Genomic DNA, 16,907 nt, shown 5'->3' on the forward strand with positions numbered 1-16,907 from the left:
CCTGTATATCTTTTTCCAAGAGCAAATGTAGTAAAATGTCCCCAAAACATTCTCTCTAATTTACCCAATTATGTATAATATTGTTCAAGAATAAAATTTTCACACTAATTTTTCAACAACAGGCTTTCATATTTCACCAGCGCCTGCTTAAACAAATCAATGGCTTCATCCATGCTGCCATAGAACTCACCACCCGAAGCGTTCAGATGCCCACCTCCATTAAAGAATTCTGCGGCGACCTTGTTACAGGGAAATGCCCCTACCGAGCGAAGCGAAACCTTAATCATATTTTTATCCGTATCTTCCCGCAAGAATACGGAAAAACAAATACCTTTCATCTGAAGCGGCATATTCACAAAGCCTTCCGTGTCTCCCTTCACATACTGAAACTTGCTCTGCTCGTTTTTCGAAAGGCAAATCAGTGCCGAACGGAATTGCGGATAAACCTGCATTTTCTCATACAGCACATATCCCATCAGGCGGAGACGGCCTTCGGAATAGGTATTGAACACTTTCCGATAAATCTCGTCCTTGTCTATTCCTTTGGAAAGCAACTCACCAATAATGAAATAAATCTCCCGGTTATTGGAATTATAAGTAAAACCTCCCGTATCGGTCATCATTCCGGTATAAATACATTCCGCTCCTTCCAAAGTAATGTCGTCAAAGCATCCCAACCGGCAAATCAAGCGGAAAATCAATTCGGAAGTCGATGAAATTTCCGGATGGGAAATGGTCACCCGGCAGAAAGGCTCCGGATTCAAATGATGGTCAATCATCACTTTCCGGCCCGGCGCTTCCCGTACCGCATCTGCCATCTGGTCAATTCGGGACAAAGCATTAAAATCCAAGCAGCAGATTACATCTGCCTCTGCAATCAGCTTATTGGCAAACTCTGCATATTTGTCATAACGGATAATGTCTTTTGCTCCCGGCATCCAACGCAAAAAATCAGGAAATGCGTTCGGCACAATCACATTGACTGTCTTTTCATGTACCGACAGAAAATGATACAAACCCAACGAAGAGCCCAATGCATCACCGTCGGGAGATACATGCGTGACAATCACTATTTTATCAGCCCGGTCGAAATAGGTTTCCACCTTATCGATATTGGCCTGAAGAATCACTTTTGACAACATATTCTTTTTCTTAAACTTATTCTTTTTTGAAGGAGCAAAAGTACAAATTTATTTTCAGAAACTACAGCTCTATGGAATAAGAACCTTGCACAGAAAGGTCGGTATAAGATATTTTAAGTAATTGACATTCTTTTATCAACATTTCCCGATACCCTTCGCTCAAAGAAGAATCCAGAATGACTTGCTTCATCTCAAACAAATCGTTCAGGCGTGACAGGTTTCCTTTAAAACCTCTGCAAATATATACGTAATCCAATGGCAAACGCCAGGATGCCTGGCAATTCTTCCAGCGTCCGTCATCCAATACCCCAACGCACAATGTACCAATACGTATCAAGCCCGAATCGGACGTATGAGTGGAAATGCAATGCCCTTTACGGGTATATATTTCTGCCCGCGAAAAATACAATCGCTCCGGCTTTTCCTGAAGATACATTCCCACACTCAAGGCCACAAATAAATTACAGACCACCAACAAGCAAATCCACTGTCGGGCTTTACGCTGCATGCCGGCCGACCAACAAAGATACAAACAAATGAAAATCCCAGCCAACAGACAAGCCTGCCCAGCCGACAGATACACCGAAGTAATCTGAGAACCCGAAAAATGCTGTACCATTCTCATGGCTCCGTTGAGAAAAGAAGTCGACCAGTCTAATAAAACTACGACTCCACTGCCTAGCCATGGCACGGAAGAAAGTGCCAAAGCCATCAGCGTCAAGACCAGAATGCAAGCAGCCAACGGAGAGACTATCAAGTTAGCCAGTAGAAAATACGTCGGAAAGGTACCAAAATACAACAGAACGAAAGGCAAAGTACCCACCTGAGCCGACACGGACAAACAAAGCAAATTAAATAAATAGCGAAGTAACCGGTTTTGTATCACAACCCCTCGCGTACACAACGGATAAAAAGCCAAAATGGAAGCTACAGCAGCAAACGATAACTGGAAACTAAGGTCGAACAAAAAGAAAGGATTGTACAACAACATCAGAAACGCGGCAAGCACCAGCGAATGGATTCCCGAAAAACGTTCCTCGGAACAACAGGAAGCAAAGGTATACAGGCTGAACATCACCACAGCTCGCATCACCGATGAACTCAGTCCCGAAATGAACGCAAATCCCCACAATAAAGTCACCACCAATAACATCCTCACCATGCGTCCATATCGTTTCCAATAAGTCAGCGGATAAAAAACGAGGAAAAGAAACCCTGAAAGGATTCCCACATGCAAGCCGGATAATGCCAGCACATGGCTGGCTCCTGCCGCACTATAGACATTTTTTAAGTCTGTACTTAAATCACTTTTATCCCCGATGGTCAGTGCTGCAATCACGGCCTGCACTTCCTCATCCAGTCCCCAACTCCGATATACCTCCACCACTTTTTGCTGACAAACCCGTGCCCGTTGTGAGAAAGTCAACCACCGGGGCTTTCCCGCGCGATACCAATTGCCCGCATATACCAGCCCTGTGCCACTGATACCCTTCCGTAATAAATAATCGCCATAATCGAACCCGGTCAGTTCCTTTTCCGAAAAAGGGCGCGAAATTTTCGCATAAAAACAAAGAGTATCCCCGCACGACAGCGGCTCAGCCACAGTATCCGGAATCCACGATAAAAGCACACTCCGGTCCACCTTCTGCCATGTCCCTTTGGTGATATGCCTGCCTTCCACATGCACCTCCGCACGCCATGTCTTTCCCCTGATTTCCGGTACAGTCTCCACAATTCCCTTGTAAACTTGTGGAGCCTCATCCCAGGCATACCCCACCTTTTCTCTTTGATGTACGACTGAGAATCCTCCCCATAAGAAAAACGCCAGTCCGGTCACCCCGCCAAAAAACCAACGCCATCGCCAAACAGCCAAACGAAGCAATCCCACACAAAGTAAGACGCAGCATATTCCTCCCCACAATGGCCACGAAACACCTTCCGGCAAGAATCTGTCGAATAAAAAAATTCCGGTTGCCAGACATATCGTCAACCGGAACAAAGGGTAAGTTATCCAAGAAAGTGAAGTTTCCAATCCTTACTTCGCATTTTTCAACTGATGGATGGCTTCCAGCATATCCGGCGCCCTAAAAACGGAATTGCCAGCCACCAGCACATCGGCACCGGCCTGCTTCAACAAAGAAGCATTCGACACATTGACCCCTCCATCCACTTCAATCAAAGCCGAAGCGCCATAACGGGTAATCATCTCACGCAGCTGCTTGATTTTCTTGAATGTATTCGGAATAAATTTCTGCCCTCCAAAGCCTGGATTGACACTCATCAGCAACACCATATCCACCTCCGTGATGATATCCTCCAGCATGGCGACGGGGGTAGACGGATTCAACGTCACTCCAGCCTTCATCCCTGCCTCCTTTATCTGCTGCACCACACGATGCAAATGAGGACAGGCCTCGTAGTGCACATTCATCATCATGGCCCCCAGCGCTTTCACTTCAGGAATGAATTTTTCGGGTTGCACAATCATCAAATGCACATCCAAAGGTTTCTGACTAAGCTCAGCTACATGTTTCAGTACTGGAAAACCAAACGAAATATTAGGCACAAACACACCATCCATAATATCCAGATGCAACCAGTCAGCCTCACTTTGATTGATTTTCTCCAAGTCACTCTTCAAATCCGAAAAATTTGCAGAGAGCAAAGAAGGAGCTATTTTCATATTTTTATCGATTTATTTTACGAACCTCATTTATCTTTGAACAAAGGTAAGTATATTTTTTTAATAAATCCATATTATTTGCTCACATTCACACGCAAGCCCAGCTGCAAGTTAAAATTCAACGGATGTTCCTTACGTATGGTCTCTACCTTGCTATGGTCGTCAAAATAATAAGCGATACCCGGTTCTACATACACTCCCAACCGGGGAGTAAAGTTGACTTGTGCCCCGGCTGCCGCAGCTATCGACCATTGTAACGGATTTATATCCAGTGAAGTCTGTTCAGAAGAACGGACTCCCCCATTGGTTACCGTCACTGTTTCCAGTCTGCCCGACACGCATTTTTCCACCTCACCTCCTGCCGACGCGTAAATGGAAAGCCAGCTGTTCTTCCATATAGAACGGTGCAATTTGACCGGAATGCCAACATAGTGTAATTTCTGGTTTTCTTCTACATACGACTTGGAACCTGAATGAATATCGGAAGAAAGCAACGTATAGTTCAGTCCCGTTTCCAAAGCCCAGTCCTTATGAAAATGCCAAGCCACCGAAAATCCGACAGTCACCGGCATGCGATGTTTCACGCGAGTCTGAGGAGTCTGGACGGCATTTTCCAATAAGACCTGACTATAAGCTAATCCTCCGTTATCTACAGGAGACATGGGGGCATCTGAGACGGTATAATAAGTGGAGCGTGAAACAAAACTCCCCATTCCGTCAAATGTGTTCAAAGAACTGTATGGGGTGTTTCCTGCTCCCACACCGATGGAAAGGCCCGACGATTTGCCCGTCTTATTCTTTACCGACATGGCATTCCGCTCCATCTGTTTCCGGTCTGCCGCCCGTTGTGCCTGCAATTGCCGAGTATGTACCTGCTCTGCCTGAACCTTCTCTTCCGCCTGTCCCGGTTTTTCCTCCGGCTCATCTTTCGGCTGATTTACCTCGGAGGGAACTGCCTCCAACGGCAAATCGGCCCCCTCTTCATGCAGCGTATCCGATACCACCACCTCCATCAAGCGTGCAGAAGAAGGCAGAACAGAAGGCCGTGACTGATAGACCTCCGTTTCCTTTGCATCCGCCATCTGCTCCCGCAACTCTTTCGGAGCATTTTCCGGCAAAGGAGTGTCTTCCACTTCTACAGCCAGTTCCTGATTCTGAAAATCGGCTGTAGGCGAAGACCAGAACCAATATGTCAATGCAGAGGCCAACAAAACCAGCACCGAAGCCGCCACCTGCCAGCGTCTCCATATAGGAATCACCTTAGGAGCCTTCTGTACCTCCAGTTCCTTGGACAGGGTATCCCATAGTCCTTTAGGAAGAGGCTCCGAATATCCCTCCATCCGGTTCCGTAAATGATCAATCCACTCTTTTTCGTCCTTCATTGCCTATAATTTCTTTCTATATTCATTTATTTTCTTTGCCAGCAAGGTCTTTGCCCGATAAAACTGAGAAGAAGAAGTATGCTCGGTAATCCCTAGCATCTGTGCAATTTCCTTGTGACTTTTTTCTTCAAACACATATAAGTTGAACACCGTGCGATATCCGTCCGGAAGCTCGGCAATCATTTTCATCAACACCGACTGTGGAATCTCGTCCATACCGTCGTCCGTTTCTTCCGTGTCGGGCAACTGTTCCACCAATACCTCTTGTTGGGCCAGCTGGTTCTGCTTCCGCAAATAGCCCAACGCCTCATTCACCATCACACGTGAAAGCCATGCTTTCAAAGACCCGTTTCCCTGATAAGTAAACTGACCGATTGATTGAAAAATCCGTATAAACCCATCATGCAACACGTCCTCTGCCGCTTCCCGGTCACCAATATAACGGAGACAAATAGCCATCAACGAGCCTCCATACAGCTCGTACAACTCCTTGCGAGCCTGATTGTCTGCCAGCTTGCATTTCGATGCCAATTCTTCTTCCGTCATATCCAGCTTATCGTGCTTTGGTTAATAAATGATGAATACACAAAAATACTGCACCTTTTCCGAATAAATTCCTTGTTAAAAAGTTTTTAACTAAAAGGAATTATAAAACAAAAAAGGTGGCAAAGATTTCCTCAATTGCCACCTTCAAATGAATGAATGGTATGATTACTCTACAAAAGACTCATCCACATGACGATACCCACGAAGGAAATCGGCCACGTCCATCCGTTTCTTTCCGGCCAGCTGCAATGACAACACGCGCAGGAAACCATCGGTCGAAGCGATGTGGAAATAAGTTTTTCTGTCTGTAACGACTGTACCCGGTTTCAAGGAATGAGGAGTGAAAATCTTTTCCGTTTCAAAAATCTTCAACGACATGGGGGCTGCTTCTCCCTGATGCAACTCTGTCCATGCGGCTGGATAAGGAGAAAGTCCGCGCACAAAATCATACACCTTCTTCACTCCGACATTCCAGTCGATGCGGCAGGTCTCCTTGAAAATCTTAGGAGCCGGACGCAAATCCGTGGCGGTAGCCAGCTGCTCTTGCGGAGTGGTCTTGACATTTCCCTCCAGAATGGCGTCCACCGTCTTCACCACAAGGTCTCCCCCCAGTTTCATCAGCTTGTCGTACACCACTTCCACATTGTCCGTATCGGCAATGGGCACCCGTACCTGATCGATAATCTCCCCCGTATCGATTTCATGTTTCAGGAAAAAAGTCGTAATTCCGGTTTCAGTCTCCCCGTTAATGACAGCCCAGTTGATAGGAGCTGCCCCACGATATTGCGGCAACAAAGAGGCATGCAGATTGAACGTACCCAGACGGGGCATGTTCCACACCACTTCCGGCAACATACGGAAAGCTACCACAATCTGCAAATCCGCCTTCAAAGCCTTCAGTTCTTCCAGAAATTCTTCGTTTTTCAGTTTTTCCGGCTGGAGCACTTTCAGCCCTTGCGATACGGCATACTGTTTCACCGGACTCGGCTGAAGCACACTTCCATGCCGCCCCATGGGCTTGTCGGGCATCGTAATGACCCCTACCACCTGATATCCCCCTTCCACCAGGCGCTTCAAACTTTCCACGGCAAATTCAGGGGTACCCATATATACGATTCGTAAGTCTTTCTTTTCCATATTTCTTGTTTGTTGTTTATTCTGCTGAAAAATCCACCATCACCTGACGGTAGGTTGACAAAATACGCGATTTGGACACGAAGCCGATGTATTTGTCCTCTTCATCCACCACCGGAAGATTCCAGGAACCTGTCTTGTCAAACTTGTCCATCACCTCTTCCATGGAGTCTGTGGTAATGATGCGCGCCTTGGGAGCCACCATAAAATTCTCCACATGGTACTTGTGATACAGCTCCTGACGGAATATAATATTGCGGATGTCGTTCAGAATCACGACTCCAAGCAACTCATTATGCACATCGACCACAGGAAACAGGTTACGGCCCGATTTGGATATCGCCTTCACCATCTCGGCCAGGTCCATGTCGGGACGTACCACCTGAAAGTCGGTTTCAATCACGCTTTCCATGCTCATCATGGTCAGGGCAGCCTTGTCCTTGTGATGGGTAATCAGTTCACCGCTCTTGGCCAGACGCATGGAGTAAATGCTGTGAGGCTCAAATACGATAATGGTCAGGTAAGCACATACTGACACAATCATCAGCGGCAGAAACAGACCGTATCCTCCGGTCAGTTCCGCAATCAGGAAGATACCGGTGAGCGGTGCATGCATGACCCCCGACATCAGTCCGGCCATTCCCATCAAGGCGAAGTTCTTCTCCGGAATATAAGTTCCTCCCAAATGAAACTCATTGCAGACGTAGGAAAACACAAAACCGGCAATGCATCCCAAGAACAGACTCGGTGCGAAGATACCACCGCAACCGCCTCCTCCATTCGTCGCACTGGAAGCAAATACCTTGAACAGGATAATCAGAATCAGATAAAGCACCAACAGGTGGGAGTTGCCATAAAACAAAGAATTGTTCATCACCGTATCCCAGTCGGCCGAAGAGGTCCCGTTGAGCAACAACGAGATGGTGTCGTATCCTTCACCGTAGAGCGGCGGGAACAAGAAAATCAGGATACTCAACATGGCACCGCCGATGACAAACTTCACGTATGGGTTGCTGTAACGGCGGAAAATATTCTCAATCCAGTTCATGGAGCGGGTAAAATACCATGCCACCAAGCCACAGAAGATACCCAATGCAATGGCATAAGGAATACGTTCCAGCGAGAACGGATAATCCAAGTGAAACTGGAACATGGCTTCCGTACCCGTCAGCAGATACGACACAGAAGCCGCCGTCACACTGGTAATCAGCAAAGGCAGCAACGAGGCCATGGTCAGGTCAATCATCAGTACTTCCAGCGTAAACACCACTCCCGCAATCGGAGCCTTAAAGATACCCGAAACGGCTCCGGCGGCTCCACAGCCCACCAGCAACATCAGCGTCTTGTGGTCCATGCGGAAAATACTGCCCAGATTCGACCCGATGGCAGAACCTGTCAACACAATCGGGGCTTCGGCTCCTACAGACCCACCGCAACCGATGGTGATGGCAGAGGCAAAAATAGAAGACCACACATTATGCCGCTTGATACGGCTCTGCTTACGCGATATGGCATACAGGATTTTGGTCACACCGTGGCTGATGTCATCGCGTACCACTTTGCGGATGAACAGTCCGGTCAGGAAGATACCCACTACCGGATAAACCAAATACAGCCAGTTTACACCCGTGGAATCGAAGTTCTCTGTCAGGAACTCCTTGATGTATTCCACAAGAAATTTCAACAAAAAAGCGGCCAAGGCCGTGAAGATTCCCACCAGGAAACTTAAAATCAAGACGAACTGCTTGTCCTTTATATGTTTCTCCCTCCAATGAAGAAATCCCTGCAGCAGTCCGTTTTTCTCGTCTACGACTTTCATGAAAGGAATATTTTATTCTCTAATAATCTTTACTACGCCCCCTTTGCCCAGCTTGATGATGCTGGAAGGTTTCGGATGTCCGGTTTCTTCCCGGCGATAATCGACCACATAATCCACAGCCTGCTTGATTTCCTCGCTGATTTCACTGAATACAGCCGGAGCCGTCTGTCCGCTGATATTGGCCGAAGTAGACACGATGGCCTTGCGGAAACGGAAACACAGCTGTTTGGAGAACTCTTCCGAAGTGACACGGATGCCTACACTGCCATCGGCAGCAATCAGATTCGAAGCCAGGTTGCGTGCCCCGTCGTAAATGATGGTCAGCGGCTTGGTCGTCATTTCAATCAAGTCCCATGCCACCGAAGGTACGTCCTGTACGTAAAAATCCACTTTCACCGGACTGTCCACCAACACCAGCATAGCTTTGCTGTCGGCACGCTGCTTGATTTCAAACACACGTTTCACCGCCTCTTCATTCGTGGCATCGCATCCTATCCCCCACACGGTATCCGTAGGATAGAGAATCACTCCTCCCTTCTGCATCACCTCGCAGGCTTTCTTAATTTCATCTTTCATCATAATATCTCTAGTTTTTTTGTGGTCAAAAAGTCATTAAAAGCGATTTTACAAACAGCAAAAATACAAATGATTTTTAGGATATCCCAAGAATGTTTTGTTTTTTTGCAGAAAAGCTATCAGCCCTTCCATGAATACCAAACGGAAAATCATCCACATAGACATGGACGCTTTCTATGCGTCGGTCGAACAGCGTGACCATCCTGAATTGAAAGGAAAGCCCATCGCGGTGGGACATGCGGAAAAACGGGGTGTGGTGGCTGCCGCCAGCTACGAGGCCCGCAAATTCGGGGTACGTTCGGCCATGTCGTCTCAGAAGGCCATGAAACTGTGCCCGCAACTGATTTTCGTGGAGGGCCGGATGGAGGTGTACAAAAGCGTGTCGGCACAGATACACGAGATTTTCCACGAATATACTGACCTCATCGAACCTATTTCGCTGGATGAAGCCTTTCTGGACGTCACCCACAACAAGAAAGGGATTCCCTTGGCCGTAGACATTGCCCGGGAAATCAAACAGCGCATCCGCCAGGACCTTCATCTGATAGCCTCAGCCGGGGTGTCCTACAACAAATTTCTGGCAAAGATAGCCTCCGACTACCGGAAGCCCGACGGACTCTGCACCATTCATCCCGACCAGGCCGAAGAATTTATCCGTCGGTTACCCATCGAGGCTTTTTGGGGAGTAGGCCCCATCACAGCCAAAAAGATGCACACGCTGGGCATCTACAACGGGGATACCCTCCGACAATGCTCCTTGGAAATGCTGCAACGGCAGTTCGGAAAGAACGGCCTCATTTATTTCAATTTCGCCCGCGGCATCGACGACCGCCCCGTGGAAGCCGTCCGCATCCGCAAGTCCATCGGCTGCGAACACACACTGGAGAAAGATATTTCAGCTGAAATGGCCCTCATCATCGAACTGTATCATGTGGCGCGTGAACTCATTGAACGGCTGAAAGCCAAGGACTTCAAGGGAAATACCCTCACCCTGAAGGTGAAATTCGACGACTTTTCCCAAATCACCCGCAGTGTCAGCGTCAGACAACCTCTGCAACGTCTGGAAGAGATTCTTCCTTTGGCCAAACGTCTGCTGAAGGGAGTAGACCACAGTCAGCATGCCATCCACCTGCTAGGGCTGTCCGTATCCAATCCTCCGGAAGAAAAGGAAGGAGACACAGTCGCCGCTTCCGGCCCCATCCAGCTGGAGCTGGAGTTTAAAGAGGAATGACCAAGTTACCATACTCTAAACCTCACCTATCCATAGTGACAAACGTACTTAAACCATGTCTGTTTCACACTGCGGGATTTGTATTTCACACTGTGAAATATGTATCCCACACTGTGGTTTTTGTATCCCACACTGTGGGACAGAGAATACACTTAGTGGTTTTAAAGAATACTCCAGCAGTAAAAGAATTATGAATCAGAGAGATACAAAAAAGAAGCGAAGACTCATTCCAGCCTCCGCTTCTTTCTGTTCAATTTATTTTCTCATCAATGCGTATGCACAATCTCCGTAGGCGCTTGCTCAGCATTGCGCTTTTCGGTCTGTATCACCACGTTGCGTGCCAAATCCATAAAGGCCATACCGGTGACTGAATTTTCATCGAGGGCAGCCGGCGTACCTGCATCACCGCTTTCGCAAATGCTCTGTACGATAGGAATCTGTCCGAGCAGCGGCACATGCAGCTCTTCTGCCAAGCGTTTGGTACCTTCCTTGCCAAACAGGTAGTACTTGTTGCCCGGAAGTTCGGCCGGAGTAAACCACGCCATGTTTTCCACCAGCCCGAGGATAGGTACGTTCACCTTTTCGTTGGTGTACATGTTGATACCCTTACGTGCATCGGCCAGTGCCACTTGCTGCGGAGTGCTGACAATCACGGCTCCCGTAATGGCCAAGGTCTGGAGCAAGGTCAGATGGATGTCGCTGGTGCCCGGAGGAGTATCCAGCACGAAATAATCCAGTTCGCCCCAGTTGGCATCGGCTACCAGCTGCTTCAGGGCATTGCTGGCCATACCGCCACGCCACAGCGTAGCCTGGTCAGGGTCTACAAAGAAACCGATGGAAAGCAGTTTGATACCGTATTTTTCAACCGGTACAATCAGGTCGCGGCCGTTCACTTCTTCTGCATACGGACGGGCGTCTTCCATCTGGAACATCTTAGGTACCGAAGGACCGAAGATATCTGCATCCAGCAAACCTACCTTGTAGCCCAGCTTGGCCAAAGCCACTGCCAGATTGGCGGCCACCGTAGACTTACCGACTCCTCCTTTACCGGATGATACGGCAATCACGTTCTTCACCTGCGGCAGCATCTTGCCCGGTTCGGGACGGGCTGCCTGCTTGCTTTCGGTGGCAATCGTCACCTCCACGTCCTTCGACACATAGGTATGAATGGCGGTTTCAGCCGATTTGACTACTGATTTCATGAAAGGGTCGGTCGGCTTCTCGAATATCAGCGAGAAACTTACCTTCATTCCGTCAATGCGAAGATTGTCGGCCACCATCTCCGCTTCCACAATATTTTTTCCGTTGCCCGGATAACGCACCGTAGCCAGTGCGTCCATAATCAATTTCGGATAAAGTGTCATATCTTTTCAGTTTTAAATCATTTGCTTGTTTTCAGTCCGCTCCGCTTGCTCCGGTTGTAGCTTCGGTAATCGTCCAGCTCGATTTCCACGTCGGGTTCCTGAAGTTCTCCTTCCTGCGGCAGACGGAACTGGATGTACTTGATGTTCAGTCCGCGGTCGAGCCACTGCTGTTCGTAATAGGTGCGGATGCTCAAAATGTCATCGTCCATGCCGGAGTGATACAAATCGTCGGTAATAAACTCCACCGGGAAATGATTGGCCTCCACCATATATTTAGTATAGGTAAACATGAAATTACTGTCCGTCTTCAGGTGTACCAGTCCGTCCGGAATCAGAAAACGGCGGTAACGGTTCATAAAATAGGTAGAAGTCAGGCGCTTGGTAGCCTTCTTCATCTGAGGGTCCGAGAAAGTCAGCCAGATTTCGCTCACCTCACCCGGCGCAAAGAAGCGCTCAATGATTTCGATGTTGGTACGTAGAAAGGCCACATTCTTCAAACCTTCATTCAGTGCTTCGGTGGCTCCCGTCCACATACGGGCTCCCTTGATATCTACTCCGATAAAGTTCTTGCCCGGATAACGGCGTGCCAGTCCTACGGTGTATTCCCCACGTCCGCATCCCAGTTCCAGGACAATCGGATTCTCGTTCTTGAAGAAATCCTGCTTCCAGCGTCCCTTCATCTCGAAAGGGACCTCATCCACCACCGAATACGGATATTCAAACACATGCGGATATTCCGCCATATCTGCGAATTTCGCTAATTTTCCTTTTCCCATATTTTTCGTGAAACGTTTCCTTAATGCCCGCAAAGGTAAAGTTTTTCGATGGAACACACAACTTTACCCTCAATTACCCGAAAGAATCGGGAAACGAAAGCAGTCGTCTGCGTTTATATGAAAAAACATCAAACACAGTATGATATGAAAAGAACAATAGCCCTACCCCTCCTCCTGATTACCTTCATGTGCGGCTGCACAAAGGAATCCACCGAAGAACAGCCAATTCCTTCTTTCATCCAAGGAGCCAAAGTCGCCAGTTTTGCTTCCTCTTCACGCAACGGTACGACGGAGGAGTCCCTCCCCATCGGAAGTAACCTCACCTTTTACAGCCAAGGAGGCATTCAGGCCGAAGAGAAGGAATTTTCCTATAACGGAACAAGCTGGGAAAGCGACGTTCAAACAGAATGGGAAGACACACCTCAAAAAGCGACAGTGACCGCTTTCTGCCCTCCCCTTTACCGGAGCCAAAACGAATTCTATCAAGACGGACGGTTAAGAGACCAGCTCATGGCACAAGGTGAATATGCCTACAAGGAAAGCATCATCCTGTCTTTCAGACATCTGTTCGCACAAATCCTCTTCAAGGTATCCCACAGCCTGAACCAGCAAATCAGCCAAATCGAGTTCACTCCTTCCGTATCGGTGTCGGGCATTTCCCCGGAAACGGGAGAAATCACCTACCAGCATACTGTTTCTTCCCTCTGTATGGACAAAGAACAGGAAGGGATATATAGCTTTCTGATTCCTCCCGCCAGCCAGTCCATTCACATACGCATCCACACTACGACCGGAAGCATCCATGAAAGCACCTTGGAAACCTACCCGTTCCAGGCCGGCTACACCTATACCTGTCCACTGAAACTGTCTGGGGAAGCCCAGGGAATTTCAACCGTAGAAGACTTCATTGCCTTCACTTACCTGATAAACGGAGAAAGCTACGGAAAGCGTAGCCTGGAAGAATTCGGGAAAAAGACCGGAGAAAAAATGACTTACTACCTGAATGAAGACCTGACCTTCACTCCGGAAGAAGCCGCACGGGTCCAAATGATTGGAAAATATGGCTTCGGCAGCACCACGCCAAAAAAGGCTTTCAACGATATTTTCGACGGACAAGGACATAGCCTGAACAACCTGCGCTTCGAGCAACCGGTAGACGGTTCTTATTATGCCGGTCTATTCAGCGGCATATCCGCTACCGGCGTAGTGAGAAACCTGATTCTCAGCCAAGCCGTGTACGACAAGGAAAAAGACACCAAGAAAGCGGCTTTTCTGGCAGGAATCAATCTGGGAGAAATCAATCACTGCATCCTGCGCGACTGTACCGTTGAAAATTTAAGAGATGACGGGGAATTTGGCAATATATCTTCCCGAAACGAGGGAATCATTGCCAACTGCCAGCTCCATAACATCAAATTCAAGAACGAAGTCAAAGTCGGTAGCGGAATCACCCGCTACCATTACGGAAAAATCATCAACTGCGCTGTAAACAATTGCCAATTTAAGAAGACTTCCATTGGAGGCGGTCTCATCTGTAACATCATCAAAAACGGAGAAATACAAAACTGCTACGTATCGGGCAATATCAGCCAATGCTATGCCATCTGCCAGCAAGTGCAGGAAAACAATATAATCAGGTGCTGTTTCTATCCCCAAAGTTATACAAAAGCCCCCATCGGAAACGATTATAAAAGCGCCCCCTCCGATTCACTTCTGAAATACGGCAGCCAACAGGCTATTACAGAAGAAAACTTGCCCAAAGTGCTCAACCAGTGGATATCCGACAGCGGGAAACGACTTTTCCCCAACCTGTCATTCAACACGTGGGAGCAAGGAGAAACTCTGCCGGCCATACTGGTATCCCCATAATTTTTCTAAAAAATAAAAAATGGTATCCATAAATATTGTATTTTTGCGGCGAACGCAAAATTCGGAATCATGAACAATAAAAAACTAATTATCGCGATTATCATATTGGCTGTGATAGCAGCCATTGTATCGTTTTTTGCCGTCAACGAAGCACGCAAGAACAAAGAAATGAGTCAACTTTTCGCGGTAGAAAAACAGGAAATGGAAAACGAATACAGTACGTTTGCCACGCAATACGATGAGCTGCAAGTCCAGATAAACAATGATTCTCTCCGCGAAAAGCTGGAAAGTGAGAAATTGAAAACCCAACGTCTGCTCGAAGAGCTCCGTCAGGTGAAGACCAGTGACGCGGCCGAAATCATGCGACTGAAGAAAGAGCTGAAAACCGTACGTGCCGTACTGCGGAGTTACGTCATGCAAATCGACTCCTTGAACAAAATCAATGCGGCACTGATGCAGGAGAATCAGGAGGTGAAAACCAAATATTCTGCAGCGACTGCACAAATCACGAACTTGTCACAAGAGAAAAAGAGTCTGAACGAGAAAGTGACATTGGCTGCCCAGCTGGATGCCACCAACATTCGGGTGCAGACCCTGAACAAACGGGGACGCGAAACCGACCGGGTGAAGAACATCAAGAAAATTGCCATTTCTTTCACTATCGTCAAGAATATCACTGCCCAGACAGGAAACAAGACCCTCTACGTGCGTATCGCCAAACCGGACAACGAGATTTTGACCAAGAGTGCCAGCAACCAATTCAAATTTGAAGACAGAAACATCGCCTATTCCATCAAAAAATACATTGAATACACGGGCGAAGAACAAACTGTCACAGTATATTGGGATGTGGAAGAATTCCTGGCAGCCGGTACCTATCAGGTATATATCTTCGCAGACGGCAACATGATTGGACAAGGTTCATTCCGAATGAAATAATTCTGAAAAACATGAGAAAGCATATCAGTTATCTGATTTATGGTTGCCTTGCATTGATGGGCTTGCTGTCCTCCTGCGGCGAAGACCGTTCGGGGGAATATTATGCCTTGATTTCCACCAAAACCTGGATTTACGAAGTGATGCAGGAAAACTATCTTTTTTATGAAGACATTCCGGCAGAAGACAAACTGGACTTTTTCAAAAAGCCAGGCGAATTTCTGACATCTGCCGTTTCCTCCAAAGACCAGAAAAACGGCTATGTGTTTTCTCATGTCGACTCCGTATTTTCACGTGCCACCAGCACCTATCCCTGTTTCGGGTTCGAAGCAGCCTTGGTACGTACGGAAAACGGGACAAATGCTCTGAGAGTGCTATACACCCAGCCGGACTCTCCAGCGGAAGAAGTGGGATTGAAACGGGGTGACTGGATTATTGCCATAGATAATCAAAAGGTATCTACCAGCAACTACACCACTTATATCACCCATCCTACCAAAGCCTACAGCTTCACATTAGGAAAATACAATCCTTATCCCGAAGATGTGGATGATCCGGAGTTTAACTACATCGAGTTCGATACCCTTGGTGTCGTGCAAATGCCATCACCGCGCTATGTAGAGGAAAAAGACGTGCTTAAAACAGGTATTATATCTGCCGGAAGCCGTAAAGCCTTCTACATATTATATAATGAATTCGATGAGAACACGGACATGCTCCAAGAAGTGCTCACACAAATGAGCGGACAACAGTTCGACGACATAATCCTGGATTTACGATACAATCCGGGAGGCTATGTAAGTACCTCACAAATAGTCAGTACGGCACTGGCTCCTTCCACGGCCATGGGGCAACCTTTCCTGCACATGATTTACAACGACAAACTCAACAAGACCGAAACTTTGAACTTTGATGCGAGCTTGTTGCCGGGAGGAAGCAGCCTGTCTTATCAGAACCTCTATGTCGTCACTTCCGGAAATACGGCCTCAGCTTCTGAAATCGTCATCAACTGTCTGAAACCTTACATGGAAGGACGCCTGTTCCAAGTGGGAACATCGACCTATGGGAAAAATGTAGCCCAACAGCTGTTTACCAGTGCAGACTCTCCGGGAATTGAACTATGGCTTACCACCAGCTATCTAAGCAATTCCCAAGGATATTATGACTACTTTCAGAACGGACTCTCGCCGGACTTCGAAATTGAGGAGAACTACGAAGAGGAACTCGGAGAACTGGGGTCCACACAAGACCAGCTTTTACAACCCATACTCTATAAAATGGCAAATGGAAGCTTCCCGACCACTACGGAAGGAAATGATGAAACCGCCACGACTTTAAGTCAGAGCCGCACAGACAGGAAGATACAGGTATTGGTTGATCCCATTGCTCAAAAGCCACACTACAACCGGATAAAACCCTCCAAGTAACCTCTGTGACACATTCGTAAAA

14 protein-coding genes are annotated in these 16,907 nt (G+C 47.5%); 4 read left to right on the forward strand and 10 right to left on the reverse strand.

What is annotated here, in order from left to right:
• Positions 1–104: 104 nt before the first annotated feature.
• The 8 genes from OIM59_RS13280 to OIM59_RS13315 form a co-directional block, all read right to left on the reverse strand.
• On the reverse strand, positions 105–1,142 hold the full coding sequence (locus OIM59_RS13280) for a bifunctional oligoribonuclease/PAP phosphatase NrnA (protein ID WP_299171339.1): 1,038 nt from the start codon (positions 1,140–1,142) through the stop codon (positions 105–107).
• Positions 1,143–1,203: 61 nt separating this feature from the next.
• Positions 1,204–3,174 carry a ComEC/Rec2 family competence protein gene (locus OIM59_RS13285; protein WP_303897155.1) on the reverse strand — a complete coding sequence of 657 codons (1,971 nt, stop codon included), beginning with the start codon at positions 3,172–3,174 and terminating at the stop codon, positions 1,204–1,206.
• 3 nt (positions 3,175–3,177) lie between these two features.
• Positions 3,178–3,825: a ribulose-phosphate 3-epimerase gene (gene rpe / locus OIM59_RS13290; protein ID WP_303897157.1), complete on the reverse strand. Its 648-nt coding sequence runs from the start codon at positions 3,823–3,825 to the stop codon at positions 3,178–3,180.
• Positions 3,826–3,899: 74 nt separating this feature from the next.
• A complete protein-coding gene (locus OIM59_RS13295) occupies positions 3,900–5,207 on the reverse strand; it encodes a porin family protein (RefSeq protein WP_303897158.1) in 1,308 nt (435 codons plus the stop codon).
• A 3-nt stretch (positions 5,208–5,210) separates the two neighbouring features.
• Complete coding sequence (locus tag OIM59_RS13300; protein WP_072543370.1) at positions 5,211–5,753, reverse strand: RNA polymerase sigma factor; 543 nt, start codon at positions 5,751–5,753, stop codon at positions 5,211–5,213.
• 165 nt (positions 5,754–5,918) lie between these two features.
• Positions 5,919–6,890 (reverse strand): methionyl-tRNA formyltransferase, encoded by a 972-nt coding sequence (gene fmt, locus OIM59_RS13305; RefSeq protein ID WP_299171328.1) that lies wholly within the window; start codon positions 6,888–6,890, stop codon positions 5,919–5,921.
• A gap of 16 nt (positions 6,891–6,906) precedes the next feature.
• A complete protein-coding gene (locus OIM59_RS13310; protein ID WP_299171325.1) occupies positions 6,907–8,706 on the reverse strand; it encodes a chloride channel protein in 1,800 nt (599 codons plus the stop codon).
• Positions 8,707–8,718: 12 nt separating this feature from the next.
• Positions 8,719–9,282, reverse strand: coding sequence for an L-threonylcarbamoyladenylate synthase (locus OIM59_RS13315; RefSeq protein ID WP_299171484.1), 564 nt, complete (start codon positions 9,280–9,282; stop codon positions 8,719–8,721).
• Positions 9,283–9,412: 130 nt separating this feature from the next.
• On the opposite strand from OIM59_RS13315, the gene dinB reads away from it, so the two are divergent.
• On the forward strand, positions 9,413–10,513 hold the full coding sequence (dinB, locus tag OIM59_RS13320) for a DNA polymerase IV (RefSeq protein ID WP_299171322.1): 1,101 nt from the start codon (positions 9,413–9,415) through the stop codon (positions 10,511–10,513).
• Positions 10,514–10,779: 266 nt separating this feature from the next.
• Here dinB and OIM59_RS13325 read toward each other — a convergent pair whose 3' ends face one another.
• Together OIM59_RS13325 and trmB are read right to left on the reverse strand one after the other, a co-directional pair.
• Positions 10,780–11,877 (reverse strand): Mrp/NBP35 family ATP-binding protein, encoded by a 1,098-nt coding sequence (locus OIM59_RS13325; protein ID WP_303897162.1) that lies wholly within the window; start codon positions 11,875–11,877, stop codon positions 10,780–10,782.
• A 17-nt stretch (positions 11,878–11,894) separates the two neighbouring features.
• Positions 11,895–12,653 carry a tRNA (guanosine(46)-N7)-methyltransferase TrmB gene (gene trmB / locus OIM59_RS13330; protein ID WP_299171310.1) on the reverse strand — a complete coding sequence of 253 codons (759 nt, stop codon included), beginning with the start codon at positions 12,651–12,653 and terminating at the stop codon, positions 11,895–11,897.
• A 144-nt stretch (positions 12,654–12,797) separates the two neighbouring features.
• Between trmB and OIM59_RS13335 the strand changes: the two genes are divergently transcribed.
• From OIM59_RS13335 to OIM59_RS13345, 3 genes are all read left to right on the forward strand, one after another.
• Positions 12,798–14,522 carry a fimbrillin family protein gene (locus OIM59_RS13335; protein WP_303897164.1) on the forward strand — a complete coding sequence of 575 codons (1,725 nt, stop codon included), beginning with the start codon at positions 12,798–12,800 and terminating at the stop codon, positions 14,520–14,522.
• 69 nt (positions 14,523–14,591) lie between these two features.
• Positions 14,592–15,461, forward strand: a complete 870-nt coding sequence (locus OIM59_RS13340; protein WP_299171304.1) for a hypothetical protein — start codon at positions 14,592–14,594, stop codon at positions 15,459–15,461.
• Between the two features lie 11 nt (positions 15,462–15,472).
• A complete protein-coding gene (locus OIM59_RS13345; RefSeq protein WP_299171301.1) occupies positions 15,473–16,885 on the forward strand; it encodes a S41 family peptidase in 1,413 nt (470 codons plus the stop codon).
• Positions 16,886–16,907 lie beyond the last annotated feature (22 nt).

This window comes from Bacteroides mediterraneensis (genome assembly GCF_025993685.1).
GTDB lineage: Bacteria > Bacteroidota > Bacteroidia > Bacteroidales > Bacteroidaceae > Phocaeicola > Phocaeicola mediterraneensis_A.

What these genes read in the sequence shown, in the direction of transcription:
- OIM59_RS13280 (WP_299171339.1), bottom strand. Translation starts at nt 1,142, where the DNA reads ATGTTGTCAAAAGTGATTCTTCAGGCCAATATCGATAAGGTGGAAACC.
- rpe (WP_303897157.1), bottom strand. Translation starts at nt 3,825, where the DNA reads ATGAAAATAGCTCCTTCTTTGCTCTCTGCAAATTTTTCGGATTTGAAG.
- OIM59_RS13295 (WP_303897158.1), bottom strand. Translation starts at nt 5,207, where the DNA reads ATGAAGGACGAAAAAGAGTGGATTGATCATTTACGGAACCGGATGGAG.
- OIM59_RS13300 (WP_072543370.1), bottom strand. Translation starts at nt 5,753, where the DNA reads ATGACGGAAGAAGAATTGGCATCGAAATGCAAGCTGGCAGACAATCAG.
- fmt (WP_299171328.1), bottom strand. Translation starts at nt 6,890, where the DNA reads ATGGAAAAGAAAGACTTACGAATCGTATATATGGGTACCCCTGAATTT.
- OIM59_RS13310 (WP_299171325.1), bottom strand. Translation starts at nt 8,706, where the DNA reads ATGAAAGTCGTAGACGAGAAAAACGGACTGCTGCAGGGATTTCTTCAT.
- OIM59_RS13315 (WP_299171484.1), bottom strand. Translation starts at nt 9,282, where the DNA reads ATGAAAGATGAAATTAAGAAAGCCTGCGAGGTGATGCAGAAGGGAGGA.
- dinB (WP_299171322.1), top strand. Translation starts at nt 9,413, where the DNA reads ATGAATACCAAACGGAAAATCATCCACATAGACATGGACGCTTTCTAT.
- OIM59_RS13325 (WP_303897162.1), bottom strand. Translation starts at nt 11,877, where the DNA reads ATGACACTTTATCCGAAATTGATTATGGACGCACTGGCTACGGTGCGT.
- trmB (WP_299171310.1), bottom strand. Translation starts at nt 12,653, where the DNA reads ATGGGAAAAGGAAAATTAGCGAAATTCGCAGATATGGCGGAATATCCG.
- OIM59_RS13335 (WP_303897164.1), top strand. Translation starts at nt 12,798, where the DNA reads ATGAAAAGAACAATAGCCCTACCCCTCCTCCTGATTACCTTCATGTGC.
- OIM59_RS13340 (WP_299171304.1), top strand. Translation starts at nt 14,592, where the DNA reads ATGAACAATAAAAAACTAATTATCGCGATTATCATATTGGCTGTGATA.
- OIM59_RS13345 (WP_299171301.1), top strand. Translation starts at nt 15,473, where the DNA reads ATGAGAAAGCATATCAGTTATCTGATTTATGGTTGCCTTGCATTGATG.